Raw genomic sequence first — 18,101 nt, forward strand, 5'->3', positions numbered from 1 at the left:
GCGAGCGTCGCGGGGACATTAAAAATTTCGGCGGATGACATCAACGCCTTCTGGCTGCTGATGTCGCGGTGCGCTAGCCATCCTGCTTGCTGCGCTTGCTTGTATGGGCGCCGAAGCGGCCTTTCGTGATCGTCCGATTTTCCCTCTAGCCGACTTGCGAGATCGTGCTCGCGAACGACTGCTTTGACCCAGGAGCCGCCTACCGATTTCGGCCGACAATATTGTGAAGCCCGGTCTTGCAGTAATGGCGCGGTCCTGAATGGGGCATCAGGACCTTGGGGTACGGCGTCGAGCCTTGTTGTCGGAGAGCTCGACCCACACCGGCGCATGATCGCTCGACTTCTCCCAGCCCCGGACGTGAGTGTCGACCTGGGCATCGATGAGCCGGTCGCGCAGCAGTGGACTGAGCAACAGATGATCGATGCGCAGGCCCGCATTTCGGCCATAAGCGTTTCGGAAATAATCCCAAAAAGTGTAGATCGTCTCATCCGGATGGATAGTGCGAAGGGCATCCGTCCAGCCTTGATCGAGGAGCCGGAAGAATGCCGCCCGGACTTCGGGCGCGAACAAGGCGTCGTCGAGCCAGCGTTCGGGTTTGTAGACATCGCGCTCGGTCGGCATGACGTTGAAATCGCCGAGCATGATCACCGGAGCGCCCGATCGTAACAGCGCCGCCGCATGATCGATCAGCCGATCGAACCAACGCAGCTTGTAATCGAACTTCGGTCCGGGGCGCGGATTTCCGTTCGGCAGATAGAGGCCGGCGATCAGCACGCCGTTGACCGCCGCCTCCATATAGCGACTTTGGCTGATGTCGGGGTCATCTGGCAGTCCGCGCCGGGTCTCATGGATTTCGCCGACACGGGCGAGAATGGCGACGCCATTCCAGCTCTTCTGGCCATGCCAGATCGCCTGATAGCCAAGGTCTCGAAAAGCGCTTTGCGGAAATTTCTCTTGTGGCGCCTTGAGTTCCTGGAGCACGACGATGTCCGGTTCGGCCTCGGCCAGCCAGCGAAGCAGGACCGGCAGGCGGCCGTTCACGCCGTTCACATTGTAGGTGGCGATCTTCACAGGTCTGGCAGGAACTGGTCGGCACGGCCCCATTGCGCGAGCGCCTTGGACCCTGCTCGCTTCACCATCTCGGCGGCGTCACCAATATGCCAGCAGGCCGGACTGTCCAGATCGCGCAACTCTTCCCAGCTGAGCGGCACCGCGATTGGCGCAAAGGGGCGCGAACGCGCGCTGTAGGGCATGACTGCAGTGGCGCCGCGCTGGTTGCGAAGATAGTCGATGAAGATGCGTCCGGTACGTCTGGCCTTGGCCAGGGCCGCAGTGAACCGATCGGGGTCTGCCTGCTCCAGGGCCATGGCAAAGCGGTGCGCAAAATCCTTGACCACTGGCCATTGCGCAGTCGGCGTGAGCGGCGCGATGACATGAACGCCCTTGCCGCCGGTCACCATCGGGAAGGTTGCGAGACCCATCTGACCCAGCACGTCCTGAAGGTGGAAAGCAGCCGAGACGACATCTTTGAACTCCAAGCCTTCATCGGGGTCGAGATCGAACACAAGCCGGTCGGCCTTCTCGACGTCCTCGATCCGAGCGCCCCAGCCATGGAATTCGATCGTGCCCATTTGGACGCAGGTCAGAAGTCCAGCGGGCGTGTCCACGAACAGATAGGGCTCGTCATGCCCATCCTTCTCGCGGATCGCGACGTGCTTGACCTCGTCACCAAAACTGCCGGCATCATGCTTCTGGAAGAAGCATTTCTTGTCTCGCCCTTGCGGGCAGCGCACCAGACTGATCGGCCGGCTGCCGCTCCAGGGCAGCATGATCTCCGCAACGGCTTCATAATAGTCAGCGAGTTGCCCCTTGGTGAGCTTGCCCTCGGGAAAGATGACGCGCTCGCGATTGCTGATCTTGACGGTACTGGTAGCGGCCGGAGCGGTCAGATCGCCGACCGGCGTTTCGGTTTCGACCACAACCGCTTCGGGCTTTTTATCCTCTCGAAGGCCCAGATAACTCGAATGGCGCAATACGCCTTCGTGGGTAAACTCGATGAAGGCGACCTCGGCGACGAGCTTCGGTTTGATCCAATGGGCGCCGCGCACGGCAGCCCGGGGTGCTTCCACGGTTGCGGTCTTCTGTTCGAGCGGCGTCATCAACACCATCAGGCGCTCGATCTCGTCGCCCGTGAACCCAGTTCCAACCTTCCCCGCGTATCGCAGTACGCCCTTCTCGTTCACTCCCAGCAGCAAAGCGCGAAAGCCCCGCTGCTTGTCCGAGGGTGTCCATCCGACGACGACAAACTCCTGGCGGCGGATGCACTTGGTCTTGACCCAGGTCCCCGAGCGCGCGCCAGAATAGCGCGCGTCGGTGCGTTTTGAGATGACGCCCTCCAGTCCCGCAGCGCAAAAACTGTCGAAAAGCTGCTCGCCGCGCCCGATTATATGGTCGGAATAGCGCAGATGGCCCTGGCCCTCGCCGATCAGCGCGGCGAGAAGCTCCTTGCGTTCCAGCAACGGCCGTTTCGTCAGATCTTCGCCGTTGAGCTCGATCAAGTCGAATGCGAAATAATCGATCGCGTTCGGGTCGTCCTTGAGCGCTGCCTGCAAAGCCTGGAAACTGGTCCTGCCGTCGGGCAAGACCACGACCGCTTCACCGTCGATCAAGGCGCTTTCAGCATCGAGCGTGACCGCGTCGGCGATCAGTCCGGCGAACCGGTCCGACCAGTCCAACCCCGAGCGCGTGTAGGCGCGGCCTTCGCCATTGCCGATGGCAAGCAGCGTGCGGTATCCGTCATATTTAAGCTCGTGCAGCCAGCGATCACCCGGCGGCACATGGTCGACAAGAGTCGCCAGCTGCACGGGCTGGAACGGCGGCAGGATACGGCCAGCTTTCCTGCGCTTCGTCGCCCTGGCAGGCTTCCTGACTTGCGCCTTGGCTGAAGCTGGAGCCGCCGGCGATGCCTTTGCCTTCGATCTCGCAACCGGTTTGCCCGCAGCGATCTCCTCCATCGTGCGGCCGCTGTCGATACTGGTCAGGTGGAGCCCGATCAGATCGTCCGAGCCGCCGGCAAAGGCATCGTTTACCTTGCGCAATATCCAGTTCTCGGCCTTTTCCCTGCCGCGCGGCTTCAGACGAAAAAGGATCCATTCGCCCTGCATCCGGCGCCCATGGAGAGTGAAATGGAGGTGACCTTCGGGCAGGGTCGTACGCGGATCCTTGCCGGCGATCGGTTCCCATGTTCCGTTGTCCCACAGCATGACAGTGCCGCCGCCATACTCGCCCTTGGGGATGGTGCCCTCGAACCGGGCATAGTCGAGCGGATGGTCCTCGGTCCGCACAGCCAGCCTCTTGTCATCCGGATTGGCACTGGGCCCGCGCGTGACGGCCCAGCTCAGGAGAACGCCGTCCAGCTCCAGTCTGAAATCATAGTGTAGACGGGACGCGGCATGCTTCTGGACGACAAAGCCATTGCCGGCGGCGGGCTGTGTCGCCCCGGAGGGTTCGGCGGTGCGCGCGAAATCACGCTTGGCGCGGTAGGTGGCGAGCCTGTCCTCCTTCTTGGTCTGAACGTTCGGCATGTTGGTCCCGGATTCCTTCGCTCCCTTAATTCGCGGATGCCATGACTCGTTCCTGCGTCGCTCAGGCCTGACAAGCGCGGCTAAACTGGACTTCGATCATTCGGGGGCGATTGATCGCGCGAACCGGTAGCTTGTCTGCTCAAACTTCAATGTCCGGAAGAAATTGTGGGCATTTTTCACATCGATGTCGCTCATCGCTTCGAGCCGCGTGCAACCTTTCTTGCGAAGCGACGTCACGGCTTTATCTACCATAGCGGTGGCGATGCCCTTTCTTCGATGTGCGTGGGCAACGAGCAGCAACGTCAGTCTGCCGACCAGCCCATGCTGGAGCGTGGGTATGACAGCCCAGGCGCAGCATCCGACGACTTCTCCGAATTCAGCAACGGCCATGCCGGCTTCCGCCTTGAGCGCTGCTTTCAAGTTCCGGGCCACACCGAGTTCGTCCAGCCTTACCCCGGACAGCTGTCGCACCAACGGAACGAGCGCTTCCGCGTCGGCTGCCGTTGCGGCGCGGATGAGCAGCTTCGGCTCGGGTGCCGGCGCAGGGGCGGGACGGCGGCCGCTTGGGCGAGATGCTGAACTGACACGCGCGGCCACTTTGGCGGCGGGATTATGCCGATCTCTTGGCTGATCTTCGGCCTCGCTCCGACTTTTTGGATATTCTCTGCTTAACGGTTCTGGCTGTTCTCCAGACCTGCGTTTTGAGCGTGGCCGGATGGCCGATTCCAGACGTTGATCGTCGTCATCATTGCCGCCTGAGGGTCGGGCTTTCGATGCTGGTCTGGCGGGGGTGCTTTCCGCTGATTCCTTCCAAGTGCTGGCGGCACCGGCCCGCAAATAGGTCTCGATATCTTGCGCCGACGCTTCCAGCCCTTGTGCGCCAATGCCGAGCAGCGGCTTGCCGGCTGCATCGATCAGCCCGAACTTGCCATAGTCGCCGACGCCGGGTTTGCGCCTGCGTGATTTTACAAGCTTGAGGCCACGATGCTCGGCCATGTCGCGCAGTTTTTGGTCGGTCGCCACCTGTGCCATCTCACGACAACCCTTTAGCTGGCCCCCGGTTCATGGAGCCTCGAAACGCCATGTCGGCGCAGGACTTTCATCCGGCCTTGTTTCTGATTCGGCTCGACTGCCGAAAGGGAACGCGACATTGGTTCTTTCGATAGATGCTGATGCGCGCATATCGCTTTAACCAGTCTTCGATGATCGAGCGTGTCGCGTTCGATGATGACGCACACACGCTGAGTATCTCGTTCCGTCAGACCGGCAAATACCTCTACTATGACGTGCCTGCCACCATCTTTGACGAGCTGTGCAAAGCCGTCTCGGTGGGCACATAATTCAACGAGCAGATCAAGGGGCGCTTCGCGTGCCGTCGCGACCCCGAACGCCGGCGCTTTGGCCCGAAGGATGAATAACCTTCAGGCTTTCCCGAGCACCTGGTATACCGACATCAAATGCTGTCCTGCAATGGCGCGGGCGCGCGGCGATCGCACGGTCTCCTCATTGGTTTCGTGGAGCATTGTCAGCATATCAAGCAGTTCCTGACGGGGCATGCCGGTTTCGAGCAAGTGCGTGCCGATCAGAGCCACCAGATTGCTCCAGAGCGTGATCGCGCCCTCCGCGAACGCAGCATCATCATCTTCGCTGCCGGAAGCCTTGCAAATTGGATCGGTCATGAATTTACGCCCGCTTGCGCGTCGTCGCCGGCGACTTCGCAGCCGGCTTTTTATCGGTGCTCTTCGCAGCCTTTTGGGCAGGCGCTTTCTTCGCAGCGGGTTTGGAATCGCTGCTGCCAAGTGATTTCTTGAGCGCGGCCATCAGATCGACGACGTTGCTGCCGCGCGGATCGGCTTCGCTATCGTCCGCATCGATGTTGAGGGTCTTTCCCTTCTTCTTGCGCTCGATCAGGTCCTTGAGCGCATCGACATAGCGGTCATGGAAGTCGCTGGCATCGAACTTGCCAGTCTTCTTGTCGATCAGCGTCGTGGCGAGATCGAGGAGTTCGTCATCGGGATCGCTATCGCCTATTTCGCGGAAATAACTCGCCGCCTTGTTGACCTCGTCGGCATAACGCAGGGTTTCCATGACCATTCCGCGGCCGCAGGCTTTGATGCTGACGACATATTCCCGCCCGCGCATCGCTAGCTGGCCAAGTCCTGTTTTCCGGCTGCGCCGAAGCGCCTCCCGCAGCACCATGAAGGCTTCCTCGGCCAGGTCGTCGGCCGGCACGACATAATAGGGCTTTTCAAAATAGATCGGGTCGATGTCGTGGCTATCTACAAACTGTGTCAGTTCGAGCGTCTTCTTGCTCTCCAGCTTGACGCCCTCGATCTCCTTCTCATCGAGCAGGACATACTCGCCCTTGGCATATTCAAAGCCCTTGACGATCTCATCGAGATCGACCGGGCCGATGCCAGGCACGACCTTTTCATATTTGATTCGCTTGCCCGACGGCTCATGAATTTGATTGAATGCGATGGTCGCGCCGCTCTTGGTCGCCGAATAGATTTCGACAGGGATCGAAACCAGGGCCAGCCTTATCTGGCCTTTCCAATAAGGTCGTGCAGCCATGATTATCTCCAACGCATTCTCCGGATAACTTTCTGCGGCGGGCAGCGTTCCAAGTCCGAGAGCCGCCCCGCCTCGTTATAGAACGGCCGCAGCTTCTCCCGGATGCCGTCCAGATCCGCGACGTGATCCAACGTCCACGACATGTCGCTATGGGAACATGATCTTCCAGGCTGAAGCTGTAGAATAGCGCCTCCCGCATCACCCTCCGATCACCAATTAGAGCCTGTCTCCTGACGACAAGGTCAGTGAATCCGGACAGCCATTACTGCAAGGCAGGGTTTTCACCGCTATCGGACCCAAATCGGACGCTCGGCAATCAAATCTGGGGCCTTAGGTGCTGACCGTCCGGTTTCGGCCAGTATTGGGTATCCGAAATAGCATAGTTGACCCGTCCACCTGTGAGCCGAAAATCGACGGCTAGATGGCCCGCACAGGCTTCGCCCGGCCATTGATATCGGGTTGGCGGGGCAAGTCGCGAAAAGGTGCGGAAGTGGGGATGGTTCAGGCAGGGAAGTCCGTCAGTGCCGCTGCAGCTATCATCCATTGCCGCAAAGATCGCATCGGTCGTTCTTGCTTGGTCCTCGGGCGATGCGTGTCGGGACGCTCAAGCGGTGAAGAAGAAAAATACCGGCCCGCGACAGGTGCAGATGTTGCGGGCCGATAGGGAGGGGCTCTTAGAACTTTCCCTGCAGGCGCACGCCATAGGTTCGGGGCGCTGCGAACTGGTAGAAGTTGGTGCCGGTGAAGGAGCCGATGCTGGCGCCGGTCAGGATCACCGAGTTGGTGAGGTTGCGACCATAGGCCTGCAGGCTCCACGCGCCATTCGGTGCCGTGTAGGTCAGGCTGGCGTCGACGGTCTCATAGGCCTTCTGACGGTCGTTCGGATTATTGTAGAAGGTCAGATAGGATTTGGAGCGCCAGGTCGCCTGGACGCGCGGCGTGATGTTGCCGCCATTGGGCAGGTCGAACATATGTTCATAGCCGCCTGACAGCGCCCAGTCGGGCGCCTGGATCAGGCGGTTGCCGGCGAGGTCGACATTGACACCGCCGGTGTTGACCTCGAACGTCTTGAATCGAGCGTGCAACCAGTTGATCGATAGATCGACCGAGTCACTGTTGCTCGCCTTCCATTCGATCTGCGCTTCTAGGCCCTTCACGCGGGAACTACCCGCGTTCAGCACCTGCACGCCCTGGGTCGTGGTCTGGCTAACCTGCTGGTCGCTATAATCATACAGGAAGCCGGTCAGATTCAGCTGCAGGCTGTTGTCCAGAAGGCGGTTCTTTGATCCGATCTCATAGGCGATCACGGTTTCCGGGCCATAGGCGTTGATCGAGGTGAAGCCGCCAGATTTGTAGCCCTTATCGACCTTCGCGTAGATCAGGTTGCGCGAGGTCGCCTGATAATCCAGCCCGATATGGTAGGAGACGTCACTGTCGCGCGAACGGTCATCGGTCGGCGCATAGTTCAGCACCGGCTGGGTGACCGGCGGGTTGACCAGGCTGGGGCCGTTAAGGGCATAGCCGGTGCGGGTCTTGGTGTCCTGTGACCAGCGGATACCGGCGCTGGCTTTCAACTGGTCAGTAAAGGCATAGGAGACCTGACCGAACGCCGCCTTGGACTTGACGCCGACATCATAATGATAGTCGCGCAGCAGGACGATATCGCCATTGGGGTTGACGTAATTTTGCGAGCGGACCTCGAGATCCTGCTTGTAATAATAGAGGCCCGTCTGCCAGGTGAAGGGACCATCATTGTTCGATGACAGACGCAGCTCATGGCTATAGTCGTCAGAAAATTCGCCGGCGTGGAAGACATATGACTTCGTGGCGGTACCATCATTGTCGAAGGTCTGGTCCTTGTCGACGCCGACATAGCCGAACAGATAGGTCAGCTTGGCGGGACCGAAATCATAATCGACCTGTGCCGATGCGGTCTTGCGCGTCAGATTATAGTCATTGTCGAAGTTGAGCGGGACGTTGGACACTTCGTCCGGATCGGTCGGCGGGGTTGGGCGGGTCGTGGGATAGCCCGCCTGCACCGGGCCGAAGCCGGTCTGCTTGAGATAGCCGCCCGACAGCAGCACGCTCAAATTGCTGGTCGGCTTGAACAACAATTGCAAGCGGCCGCCGCGCGAATTTTCGTCATCGCCACGACGGCCATTGCCCACGCTGCGATAGCCTTCATGGTCGCGACTGATGCCCGACGCGCGGATCGCCAGCTTGTCCGACAGGGGCACATTGACCGCGCCTTCGATGTTGATCGTGTTGTAGTTGCCGGCATCAACCGCCGCATAGCCACCAAAGTCGTCGAGCTGCGGACGTTTGGAGATGACGTTGATAACGCCGCCGGTCGCGTTGCGGCCATAAAGCGTGCCCTGCGGACCACGCAGAACTTCGATCCGATCAAGGTCGAAGAAGGCGGCGTTCATACCGGCCGGGCGCTGCAGGAAAATGCCGTCCATGTTGATCGCGACGGCGGGATCGCCAATTTCCGAGGTGTCGCGGCCAGATACGCCGCGCACGGTGACGATCGTATTCGCGCCCGACTGGCCGAACTGTACGCCCGGCGCGACCGCTTGGAGCGATTCCATGTTGGCAACGCCATTCTTGGCAAGCTTGTCCGAGGTCACGACGTCGATGGCGATCGCCGTTCTCTGGACGTTCGCTTCGCGCTTTTCGGCGGTCACGACGATATCGGCCAGTCCGACTCCGTCATCTTGCTGTGCGGCGGGTGCGCTGTCCTGCGCATGCGCGGTAAGCGGCATGGCAGCAGCGAGCGCCAGCAGGCTGACGGCGTGAAATGTGCGAAATGCCTTCATGACTCAGAACCTCTCCCTGATGAGCGATGGGTCGCCCTTTTCAATGGGGTGTTCGCTAGGTCAGAGCAGGCCGCGCCGTCAACGATTTGTATCCCGAATTGTCTGAAAGCTGCCGATCAATGTTAAATTATCGCATAAACCGCCTTGAATGGGATACAAAATATTGACGAGTAAGGGTGCTTCTCCTAGCCCGGCATGCGAAAGGATATGGGTCCGTAGCTATCCATGAGGTCCTTGGACAAATAATGAGGAGCGGGTGATGAGAGACGATAACAGCGCTGCGAGCCAGGCGCGCCGACGCTATCTATTAATTGCGCTCGTCTTTTTCGGCACCGTCCTCAGCTATGTCGACCGCCAGGTTCTGGCGCTTCTCAAGCCGACGCTGGAGGCAACCTTTCATTGGAGCGACGAGGATTTTGCGCATCTGGGGTCCGCTTTCAGCCTCGCAATGGCGACGTCCGTCCTTTTTTCCGGTTGGCTGGTCGATCGCTTCGGTGTGCGGATCGCCTATGGCTGGGCGGTCGCGATCTGGAGCCTTGCCGGCATGGCGCATGCCGCCGCGGCGACGGTCACGCAATTCGTTCTGGCGCGGGTGACGCTGGCGCTGGGCGAATCGGTCTCCGGCCCGGCGACGGTCAAGGCAACGGCGCAATATCTGCCGTTGCGCGAGCGCTCCTTCGGCCTTGGCATCATCACGACGGCACCCAGCATCGGCGCAATCATGACGCCGCTGGTGATCCCGCCCGTCGCCGTGCTGTTCGGCTGGCAGTCAGCCTTTCTGTTGACCGGTGGCCTTGGCGTCATCTGGGTTTTTCTGTGGGTGGTCGGCACCCGCCATCTGCGTGCCCCCAGAGCGGTTTCCGTTGCGCCTGCGAAGGCCGGCGTAGACTGGGCTGCGCTCTTTTCCGACCGGCGCACCTGGGCGATTACGGGATCGAAAGCGATGGCCGACATGGTCTGGTGGTTCCTGCTGTTCTGGATTCCGGACCTGTTCAGCAAGGTGTTCGGCCTGAGCCAGGCGCAGATCGGCGGGCCCGTGGCGTTGACCTATGCGATGGCGGCGCTGGGCGCGCTGGCAAGTGGCGGCCTTTTCCCTATGTTTCTGCGCAAGGGCCTGTCTTTCAACGCGGCGCGCAAATTGTCGATGCTGTGCTTCGCCGTGCTGATCCTGCCGCTGCCGCTGGCGCTGTTCATGGGCAGCCCCTGGGCGGCGGCGGCGATCATCGGCGTTGCGCTGTTCGCGCATAATGGCTTCGTCACCAACATCTTTGGCGTCACAGCCGATATCATCCCTCTGCAGCGCGTCGGCACGGTGACAGCGCTCAGTTCGGTTGCCGGCAATCTCAGCGGCATGGGCATGATCGAGTTTGCCGGGTGGTCGCTGACCAACGGGCATGGCTATTGGCCAATGTTCGCGGTGGCCTCGGTCGCTTATCTGGCAGCGACCCTGTTCCTGCATCTGGTTGTACCCAGCATCGTCCCGGTACATGACATGCCGGGCTCGGCCGGCTGAGGCGGAGGGAGGGGCGCATGCCTGCGGCGTTGACAGCGGCCCGATAATCCCGCTCTGGTCCATCGCATGAGCAACACGACGCTGGAAAATACTCTCAAGGAAATGATCCTGCGCGAAGAGTTTGCGCCGGGCGAACGGCTGACCGAGGCGGGGCTTGCCGAGCGGCTGGGCGTGTCGCGCACGCCGGTCCGCAACATTTTGCCGCTGCTGGCCGCCGAGGGGTTCCTCAGTCCAGTGGGCAAGCGCGGCTATGTGGTCAGCGCGTTCAGCGAGCGGGAGATCTACGAAGCGCTGGATTTGCGCGCGACGCTGGAAGGCTGGGCCGCGCGCGCGATTGCCGAGCGCGGCGCCGATCTCGATCTCTTGCGGCAGTTGGACGCGTGCCTGTCGGAGGGCGACGCGATCTTTGAGAAGCATCATCTCGATCGCGAGGATGAACTGCAATATGGCCGGATGAACGAGCGCTTCCATCAGTTGATGATCGATGGCTGCCAGTCGCCCATATTGTCGATGTTCATCGAGCGGCTGAACAATGTTCCCTTCGTCGCGCCGTCGGTGATTGTCTTCGACCAGGTGGGATTGCGCCACGCTTTCACCATGCTGCATCGGGCGCATGGCTTTCACCACGCGATCGTCGACGCGGTTCGCAAGGGCGACGGCGTGCGTGCGGAAATGCTGTTTCGTGAACATGCCAATCATCAGCGGGTGAGCATGTTCGAACGCCGCAAGGCGGAGCAGGCGCCGAGCGCTGATACACCTCAAAAGCCGGAGCCGAGGCGTCGCCGCAAGCCCGCGAATGTCTGATATCGTATTTTTGGGATCCTGAACTGCGATAATTGTCGGAAAAATTCTGGATTTTTCTACGTAACGTATCCTAAATTGATGATGGGCATGTCGACGGCTTTGGCCGTCGGCAGGCGGCGATGTTCCGTGTGCCGGTGCTGCATCTGCCCGAGGCGAATCCAGACAGAAGCGAGACAAGCATGCCGTCCTCCCGTCCTCCTTTCCGCGCCGATCATGTCGGCAGTCTCCTTCGGCCCCAAGCCCTGCGCGAGGCGCGCGCGCGCTGGCAGGCCGGGGAGATCGATCGCAGCGCGCTCGCCGCAGTCGAGGACAGGGCGATCCGGGATGTCATCGCGCTACAGGAATCGGCCGGCCTTCAGAGCGTGACGGACGGCGAGTTTCGCCGCACCGCCTGGCATCTCGACTTCCTGACCGGCTTCGAGGGCATCGACGCGACGGGCGAGGGCTATGCGGTCAGTTTCAAGAGCGCCGATGGGCAGGTGGCCTCCACCTCCTCGATGCTGCGCGTTACCGGCAAGATCACGCGCCCCAAACCGATCATGGTCGACCATTTCGACTTTCTGCAGGCGAACACCAGCCGTACCGCCAAATTCACCATCCCGTCTGCCACCTATATCCATATGCGCGGCGGCCGATCCGTGGTGGACGCTACCGCCTATCCCGATATGGACGAATTCTGGTCGGACCTTGCAAACGCCTATCAGCAGGAAGTGGCGGATCTGGCGGCTGCCGGCTGCACCTATCTGCAGATGGACGACGTGTCCTTTGCCACCATATGCGACGAGAATGTACGCGAACGGGTCCGCGCTGATGGCGAAAATCCCGATGATCTGCCCACGCTCTATACCCGCATCGTCAATTCGATGGTCGCAAATCGGCCCGAGGGCATGGCGGTGACGGTGCACACCTGCCGTGGTAATCATCGCAGCATGTGGATGGCCGAAGGCGGCTATGAAGCAGTCGCGGAAGCCGTGTTCAGCGGGCTGGAGGTCGATGGCCTGTTCCTGGAATATGACACGAACCGTGCCGGCGGGTTCGAACCGCTGCGTTTCGTGCCGAAGGGCCGTCGCGTGGTGCTGGGTCTGGTGTCCAGCAAGGTGGCCGCGGTGGAGGATCGTGAACAGATACTACGCCGCATCGATGAGGCGTCTAACTACATCGATGTCGATCAGCTCTGCATCAGTCCGCAGTGCGGCTTCGCGTCGACCGAGGCGGGCAATGCACTCAGCGAGGACGATGAGAAGCGGAAGCTGGAGCTGCTGGTAGATGTCGCCACGCAGGTCTGGGGCGAACTGTAAGGCGTGCCGCGCGGGCGACGATGTCGCCCGCGCCCCAGTCGCCTCATGCCACCGTGCGCGATGGCTCCGCTACGCCTGGATCGGCTGGCCGTAGCATCCAGGGCGACAGGCTGTTGATGCCCATGTCGATCTCTTTGAAGATCGCGGCTAGCGCGCCGAGTTCGGTGGCGTTATCGGCAATCTCAGCTACGCGGAATTCCGTACCCGCGCCCACCGCCTTCAGATTGATGATCTCCGAAGAGGCGCGCAATCCGCCCATGACGATGTCACCGGCATGACCCAACACGCCACCTATCGCGATCACGCGCGGCCCCATCACCCGGACCACCGTCGCCAGCGCCTTGCCAAGCCGCAGCCCGGTTTCGGACAGGACGCGCTGGCAGGCGGCATCGCCGTGCTGAGCGCTGTGGATCACCTCCTCCAGCGAGCGCTTGGGTACAGTCTGATGGGGAAGGGCATTCAGGATCGCGCGTTCGGTCGCCAGGCTGGTAAGGCAGCCCCGGCTGCCGCAGAAGCACAGGTCGCCGGCATCCTCTATCACCATATGGCCGATCTCTCCGGCAAGCCCGGTGCCGCCATGATAGATTGCGCCATTGATGACGAAGCCGCCGCCAATACCCTGCGCGCAGGTGATGTTGAGGAAGTCGCTGCATCCTCTGCCCGCGCCCCAGGACCATTCGGCCAGCGCCGCCAGATTGGCGTCATTGTCGACGATGACCGGGATGCGTAGGTTCTTGACGAAATATTTCTGGATTTCGACCTGTTTCCAATGGGGTAGGCGCTGCCAGGCCCAGGGCGCGATCGCACCCGTCGTTCGGTCGATCGGGCCCATGATGGCTATGGCCGCGCCGACCAGCGGTGCACCGCGCTGCCGGGCGATCGACGCGATCCGGTGTATGAGGTCCAGCGCCATGGACGGGGTGGGGGCTGCATCGTGATATTCTGGCAGATGGGTCGAAAGCAGGTCGGTCCGTTCCTGAACGCTGAAGTCGAACAGGATGGCGTGCACCGCGCTTTCGGTCACGGTGACCGTGACGATCGATTCCTTCGTAGAGGCCAGACAGACCAGCGCTTCGCGCTTGTTCTTCCATTCATATTGGACAGCGCCCTGATCGCGCAGGGCCTGGACGATATGATTGACGGTCGCGCGCGATAATCCTGTCGCGCGCGAGATCGTCGCCTGGCTCGACGGGCCGGTCGCGCGCAGGAAATTCAACACTTCCTGCACATTGCCGCTGCGATCGGCGCGCGCGCTGCGCTTGCTGGAGGGGGCGGTCATGAGCGCATGATGTGTTGGACTCGATGGATCGTCAAGGATGATTGTACGGGATGTGATCAAATATCCAATAAATGCATTATAATCGTTCGGGATAACGCGCTGCGGTACAGGGTTATCATCGCGGAACTGGCAGCATTATACCTGGATTAACCGCCTTTTCATGTGCGCTGCAGCATGAAACGATCGAAATCCGAACATTTTTCAAGTTGATAAATCTCGCTGTTCGGCGCTTTTTGCGGCCGTCCGGCGCAGCTCAAGCTGATGGCGAGTATAAGCGTTCGGTTAATAAATGATTCTTCGGGAGGAAGTCATGAGAGCGTTCCACTTTACCAGTTCGGCGATCGCCCTAGGTTTCGCCGCGCTTCAGGCTGCGCCGGCTTCGGCGCAGGATAGCGCGGCTGTGCCACAGGCTACTAATGATGCTGCACCGGACACGGCCGAGATCGTCGTTACCGCGCTGCGCCGCGACCAGGCGCTCAGCAAGGCGCCCGTCGCCATTGCCGCCGTCGGTGGCGAGAAGCTGATGTCAGAAGGCGTCACCAGCGCAAAGGACCTGCAGAACGTCATTCCAAACGTCCAGCTCGGGCCGGCGGGTTTTGCCATTCGCGGCGTCGCCAGCTCGGACTTTTCGGAAAAGGGCGACCCGTCGACCGCCTATAATCTGGATGGCGTGAATATTGCCCGCCCGACCGAGCAGACGCTGACCATGTTCGACGTCAGCCGGGTCGAGGTGCTGCGCGGGCCGCAGGGTACGCTTTATGGCCGCAACGCCACCGCCGGCGTCATCAACGTCATCACCAACCGTCCGACTCAGAAGTTCGAGGGGTCGGGATCGATCGAATATGGCAATTACGACACCGTCCGCCTGAACGGCATGGTCAATGCCCCGATCACCGACAGCATCGCCTTCCGCCTGGCAGGCGCCTACAATAATCATGACGGTTTCACCGAGACCCATGACGGTCATGGCAAGCTGGACGACCAGAATGATTTCGGCCTGCGCGCCGGCCTGCTGTTCGACATTGGCAGCGCGACCACACTTTTTGTGTCGGGCGATTATGAGCAGTCGCACACCAATGGTCAGGCTCGCATTGCCGTGGAGCGCGCTGTCGCCCAGAATGACGATCACAGCCTGCGCTACCAGAATCCGGGCGTCGACACCTATAGCCGCTTCAATTCAGGCGGCGTCACCGCCGAACTCAATTCGGACCTCGGCTTTGCCAAGCTGACCTATCTATTCGGATGGCGCAAGTCGACCTGGCGGGAACGGGCGAGCCGCAACGATATCCCGGCGGATGCGGGCGTGCCCAATGGTGATTTCATCTCTTACCAGAATCACCAGCAGGATTCGCACGAACTGCGCCTCGCCTCGCAGGGTAGCGGCCCGTTGTCCTGGGTCGTGGGCGCTTATTATTTCCATGAGAAGACCTACACGGCACCGATCCTGGACTTCGTGAACCAGGGCTTCACGCTCAGCTACGACCTCAATGCCTCGGCCAAATCCTATGCCGGCTTCGGGCAGGCCACCTACGAAGTAACGCCGGGCGTTCGTGTGACCGGGGGGCTACGCTACACCAAGGACAGCAAGGATCGCACGGGCACGCAATATTTCACGCTGAACGCACTCGATCTGACCTTCCCGTCCAACTATGACGGCCATTATCCGGGCGGTGGCATTTCCGGATCGCGCTGGACCTGGAAGGGCAGCGTCGAAGGCGAAATCAGCGCGTCCATCCTGGCCTATGCCAGCGTGACGTCGGGCTACAAGGCGGGTGGCTTCAACGACGGCAGCCCGGCCGACCTCAGCTCGGTGCCCTTCTATTACAAGCCGGAATCGATCATCTCCTACGAAGCCGGCATCAAGGGTACGGCGCTCGACCGTGCGCTCTATTTCAGCCTGACGGGCTTCTATTACGACTATCAGGATCTACAACTCGGCCTGGTCAAGACCACCGGTGGCGCGGTCACGCTCAACGTGCCCAAGGCGAAGGTCAAGGGCATCGAGCTGGAGGGCAATTATCGTGTCGGCTCCGGCACGAAGATCGACTATTCGCTCGCCTATCTGGACGCGACCTATGGCGACTTCCGCCCGCTGGAGAGCGATCCGACGATCAATTTCAAGGGCACGCCGCTCGATCGTTCGCCCAAATGGACTGGGCGCATCGGCGTGACACAGGACTTCCCGTTGGCCAATGGCGGGCGGGTTTCCGGCAGCGCGGCACTCAAATTCTCCAGCTCCTATGTGGTGACGGACAACAACACCGCGAACCAGATCAAGCAGGGCAGCTATACCCGCACCGATCTGCAGCTTGGCTATTTCGCGCCGGAAGACCGCTGGTACGTGCAGGCCTACGCCAAGAACCTGGAAAATAAGCGATTGCTGGGCGTCTACGAACTCCAGTCCTTCACCCTGTCCGATCCGCGCCAATATGGCGTTCGGGCGGGCTTCAAATTCTGATCGAGGTCACGGCCTCTCCCTCGGGCGCCCGCAGGTCATGCCGGTGGGCGTCTCTCTCTTGCTACTGGAATTGAACGACCCGATGGACAGGCAGTTTGATGTGATCGTTGTGGGTTCCGGCGCGGCCGGCAGCTTCGCCGCGATGGGCCTCACCGAACAGGGGCTTGATGTTCTGCTGCTGGAAGCGGGCCGGACGATCACTACTGATGATTTTCCCATCAACCTTTCCGGCCCCAAGGAAAAGGGCGTTCAGCTTTGGGCTCGCATCCGGGCGTCGGTGACGGGGCAGCCGCTCCAGTCGCGCGTCGCGCTCTATGCGCAGCAGCAGCGCCATCTGTTCGTCAAGGACAGCGATCACCCTTATAGCACCGACAAGGATGCACCTTTTCTCTGGATCCGGGGCAAGCAACTGGGCGGCCGGCTGCATACGTTTGGCCGCGTGCTGATGCGCTGGTCCGACGGCGACTTCAAGGCGGCGAACCGTGACGGCTTTGGCGAAAACTGGCCGATCGCCTATGCCGCTCTTGCCTCTTACTATGCCCGCGTCGAGGAGACGCTGGGCGTGCGCGGCTGCCCGGAGGGCGTGCCGAGCATCCCCGACGGTCACTATGCCGGCCCGTCAAAGCTGACGGCGGCCGAGCGCGACTTCAAGCAAGCGACCGAGCAGCATTGGCCGGGGCGCAAAGCGACCTCCTGGCGCTATATGCCGCCCAATATCAAGCGCGTGCCGGTGCCGATCCTGAAGGCACAGGAGACGGGAAAGCTCACGATCCGTTCGGAAGCGATCGCTCGCCGCATCCTGACCGATCCGGCGACGGGCGCGGCGACCGGCGTCGAATTTGTCGATGCCCACAGCAAGCAGGTCGAAACCGTGCGCGCGGGCGCCGTCATGGTCTGTGCATCCGCGATCGAGTCCGTGCGCCTGCTGCTGAATTCCGCAGGTGGCAAGCATCCTAACGGCGTCGGCAATAACAACGATATGCTGGGTCGCTATTTCATGGACCAGATGCCGTCCATGATCATGGGCACGGTGCCGGGGCGGACCGGTTGGGAAGCCGATGACACGGTGCCGGCCGATCCCTTCTACGGCGTGGGCGGCGGCGTCTATATCCCGCGTTGGGAAAATGTCCTGTCGCAGACCAATGGTGATTTCCTGCGTGGCTATGGCTATCAGGGGACGATCGGCCGCCTGTTCTCGCCCGAGGGCAATGCCGCCAAGTTCGGCATCATGGGCTTTGGCGAAATGCTGCCCAATGCCGACAACCGCATCAGCCTGCACCGATCGCGCAAGGACAGATGGGGCATCCCCATCCCGCATATCCGCTGCAAGATGGGCGACAATGATGTCAAAGTTCTGCGCGCCCAGTCGAAGGCGATCTTCGAGATGGCCGAAAATGCGGGGCTGGAAACGGAATTTGTCGGCAACGGGCTGGGGCTGGAGGAGCATGGGCGCGGGATCTTCCCCGATGCCGACTGGTTCAGCCGGATGCTGGTGCGGATGAACTTTACCAAGAGCATGGCGATGGGCGCGGCGATCCACGAAAGCGGCGGCGCGCGTATGGGCAGCGACCCGGCGACGTCGGTGCTGAACGGAGATAATCAGGTCTGGGATGCGCCGAACCTGTTCGTGACGGACGCGAGCAGCTTCACGACCGGCGGTACCAGCGGGACGACGCTGACCATCATGGCGCTCAGCCTGCGGGCGAGTGCGCGCGTCGCCAGGCTGTTGTCGGCAAGACAGGCCTGATCCCACGACGCCACGGAGAGAATAT

The 18,101-nt window shown here is 61.1% G+C and carries 13 protein-coding genes; 6 read left to right on the forward strand and 7 right to left on the reverse strand.

Annotated elements, in window-relative coordinates:
- Window positions 1-267: 267 nt before the first annotated feature.
- The 3 genes from xth to F4U95_RS16145 form a co-directional block, all read right to left on the reverse strand.
- Window positions 268-1,071, reverse strand: a complete 804-nt coding sequence (gene xth / locus F4U95_RS16135; protein WP_150426390.1) for an exodeoxyribonuclease III — start codon at window positions 1,069-1,071, stop codon at window positions 268-270.
- The gene (gene ligD / locus F4U95_RS16140) at window positions 1,068-3,584 is read right to left on the reverse strand and encodes a DNA ligase D (protein WP_150426391.1); all 2,517 of its coding nucleotides are present in this window, start codon (window positions 3,582-3,584) and stop codon (window positions 1,068-1,070) included. Before ligD ends, xth begins: the two co-directional genes overlap by 4 nt.
- Before the next feature lie 96 nt (window positions 3,585-3,680).
- Window positions 3,681-4,616, reverse strand: coding sequence for a GNAT family N-acetyltransferase (locus F4U95_RS16145; protein ID WP_150426392.1), 936 nt, complete (start codon window positions 4,614-4,616; stop codon window positions 3,681-3,683).
- Between the two features lie 140 nt (window positions 4,617-4,756).
- Here F4U95_RS16145 and F4U95_RS24930 point away from each other — a divergent pair, with 140 nt between their 5' ends.
- The gene (locus F4U95_RS24930) at window positions 4,757-4,924 is read left to right on the forward strand and encodes a KTSC domain-containing protein (RefSeq protein WP_211364659.1); all 168 of its coding nucleotides are present in this window, start codon (window positions 4,757-4,759) and stop codon (window positions 4,922-4,924) included.
- 81 nt (window positions 4,925-5,005) lie between these two features.
- Here F4U95_RS24930 and F4U95_RS16155 read toward each other — a convergent pair whose 3' ends face one another.
- The 3 genes from F4U95_RS16155 to F4U95_RS16165 form a co-directional block, all read right to left on the reverse strand.
- The gene (locus tag F4U95_RS16155) at window positions 5,006-5,263 is read right to left on the reverse strand and encodes a hypothetical protein (protein ID WP_150426393.1); all 258 of its coding nucleotides are present in this window, start codon (window positions 5,261-5,263) and stop codon (window positions 5,006-5,008) included.
- Window positions 5,264-5,267: 4 nt separating this feature from the next.
- Window positions 5,268-6,158, reverse strand: a complete 891-nt coding sequence (gene ku / locus F4U95_RS16160; RefSeq protein ID WP_150426394.1) for a non-homologous end joining protein Ku — start codon at window positions 6,156-6,158, stop codon at window positions 5,268-5,270.
- Between the two features lie 674 nt (window positions 6,159-6,832).
- Window positions 6,833-8,977, reverse strand: a complete 2,145-nt coding sequence (locus F4U95_RS16165; RefSeq protein WP_021225619.1) for a TonB-dependent receptor — start codon at window positions 8,975-8,977, stop codon at window positions 6,833-6,835.
- Between the two features lie 259 nt (window positions 8,978-9,236).
- Between F4U95_RS16165 and F4U95_RS16170 the strand changes: the two genes are divergently transcribed.
- From F4U95_RS16170 to F4U95_RS16180, 3 genes are all read left to right on the forward strand, one after another.
- Window positions 9,237-10,490, forward strand: a complete 1,254-nt coding sequence (locus tag F4U95_RS16170) for an MFS transporter (RefSeq protein ID WP_150426395.1) — start codon at window positions 9,237-9,239, stop codon at window positions 10,488-10,490.
- Window positions 10,491-10,556: 66 nt separating this feature from the next.
- Window positions 10,557-11,294 (forward strand): GntR family transcriptional regulator, encoded by a 738-nt coding sequence (locus tag F4U95_RS16175; protein WP_021225617.1) that lies wholly within the window; start codon window positions 10,557-10,559, stop codon window positions 11,292-11,294.
- Between the two features lie 179 nt (window positions 11,295-11,473).
- Complete coding sequence (locus tag F4U95_RS16180) at window positions 11,474-12,592, forward strand: 5-methyltetrahydropteroyltriglutamate--homocysteine S-methyltransferase (RefSeq protein WP_150426396.1); 1,119 nt, start codon at window positions 11,474-11,476, stop codon at window positions 12,590-12,592.
- 43 nt (window positions 12,593-12,635) lie between these two features.
- Here F4U95_RS16180 and F4U95_RS16185 read toward each other — a convergent pair whose 3' ends face one another.
- Window positions 12,636-13,871: an ROK family transcriptional regulator gene (locus F4U95_RS16185; protein WP_150426397.1), complete on the reverse strand. Its 1,236-nt coding sequence runs from the start codon at window positions 13,869-13,871 to the stop codon at window positions 12,636-12,638.
- A gap of 310 nt (window positions 13,872-14,181) precedes the next feature.
- On the opposite strand from F4U95_RS16185, the gene F4U95_RS16190 reads away from it, so the two are divergent.
- Together F4U95_RS16190 and F4U95_RS16195 are read left to right on the forward strand one after the other, a co-directional pair.
- Entirely contained in the window at window positions 14,182-16,329 is a 2,148-nt protein-coding gene (locus tag F4U95_RS16190) for a TonB-dependent receptor (RefSeq protein WP_161600400.1), read from the forward strand.
- A gap of 82 nt (window positions 16,330-16,411) precedes the next feature.
- A complete protein-coding gene (locus tag F4U95_RS16195; protein WP_150426399.1) occupies window positions 16,412-18,076 on the forward strand; it encodes a GMC oxidoreductase in 1,665 nt (554 codons plus the stop codon).
- The last annotated feature ends 25 nt before the right edge of the window (window positions 18,077-18,101 follow it).

Origin of the sequence: Sphingobium limneticum (assembly GCF_008710165.1) — a bacterium.
Lineage (GTDB): Bacteria > Pseudomonadota > Alphaproteobacteria > Sphingomonadales > Sphingomonadaceae > Sphingobium > Sphingobium limneticum.

Excerpts from the sequence above, each read along its gene's own strand:
- F4U95_RS16155 (WP_150426393.1), bottom strand. The coding sequence starts at position 5,263 with ATGACCGATCCAATTTGCAAGGCTTCCGGCAGCGAAGATGATGATGCT.
- F4U95_RS16170 (WP_150426395.1), top strand. The coding sequence starts at position 9,237 with ATGAGAGACGATAACAGCGCTGCGAGCCAGGCGCGCCGACGCTATCTA.
- F4U95_RS16190 (WP_161600400.1), top strand. The coding sequence starts at position 14,182 with ATGAGAGCGTTCCACTTTACCAGTTCGGCGATCGCCCTAGGTTTCGCC.
- ligD (WP_150426391.1), bottom strand. The coding sequence starts at position 3,584 with ATGCCGAACGTTCAGACCAAGAAGGAGGACAGGCTCGCCACCTACCGC.
- F4U95_RS16165 (WP_021225619.1), bottom strand. The coding sequence starts at position 8,977 with ATGAAGGCATTTCGCACATTTCACGCCGTCAGCCTGCTGGCGCTCGCT.
- F4U95_RS16185 (WP_150426397.1), bottom strand. The coding sequence starts at position 13,871 with ATGACCGCCCCCTCCAGCAAGCGCAGCGCGCGCGCCGATCGCAGCGGC.
- F4U95_RS16145 (WP_150426392.1), bottom strand. The coding sequence starts at position 4,616 with ATGGCACAGGTGGCGACCGACCAAAAACTGCGCGACATGGCCGAGCAT.
- F4U95_RS16195 (WP_150426399.1), top strand. The coding sequence starts at position 16,412 with ATGGACAGGCAGTTTGATGTGATCGTTGTGGGTTCCGGCGCGGCCGGC.
- F4U95_RS24930 (WP_211364659.1), top strand. The coding sequence starts at position 4,757 with ATGCGCGCATATCGCTTTAACCAGTCTTCGATGATCGAGCGTGTCGCG.
- ku (WP_150426394.1), bottom strand. The coding sequence starts at position 6,158 with ATGGCTGCACGACCTTATTGGAAAGGCCAGATAAGGCTGGCCCTGGTT.
- F4U95_RS16175 (WP_021225617.1), top strand. The coding sequence starts at position 10,557 with ATGAGCAACACGACGCTGGAAAATACTCTCAAGGAAATGATCCTGCGC.
- F4U95_RS16180 (WP_150426396.1), top strand. The coding sequence starts at position 11,474 with ATGCCGTCCTCCCGTCCTCCTTTCCGCGCCGATCATGTCGGCAGTCTC.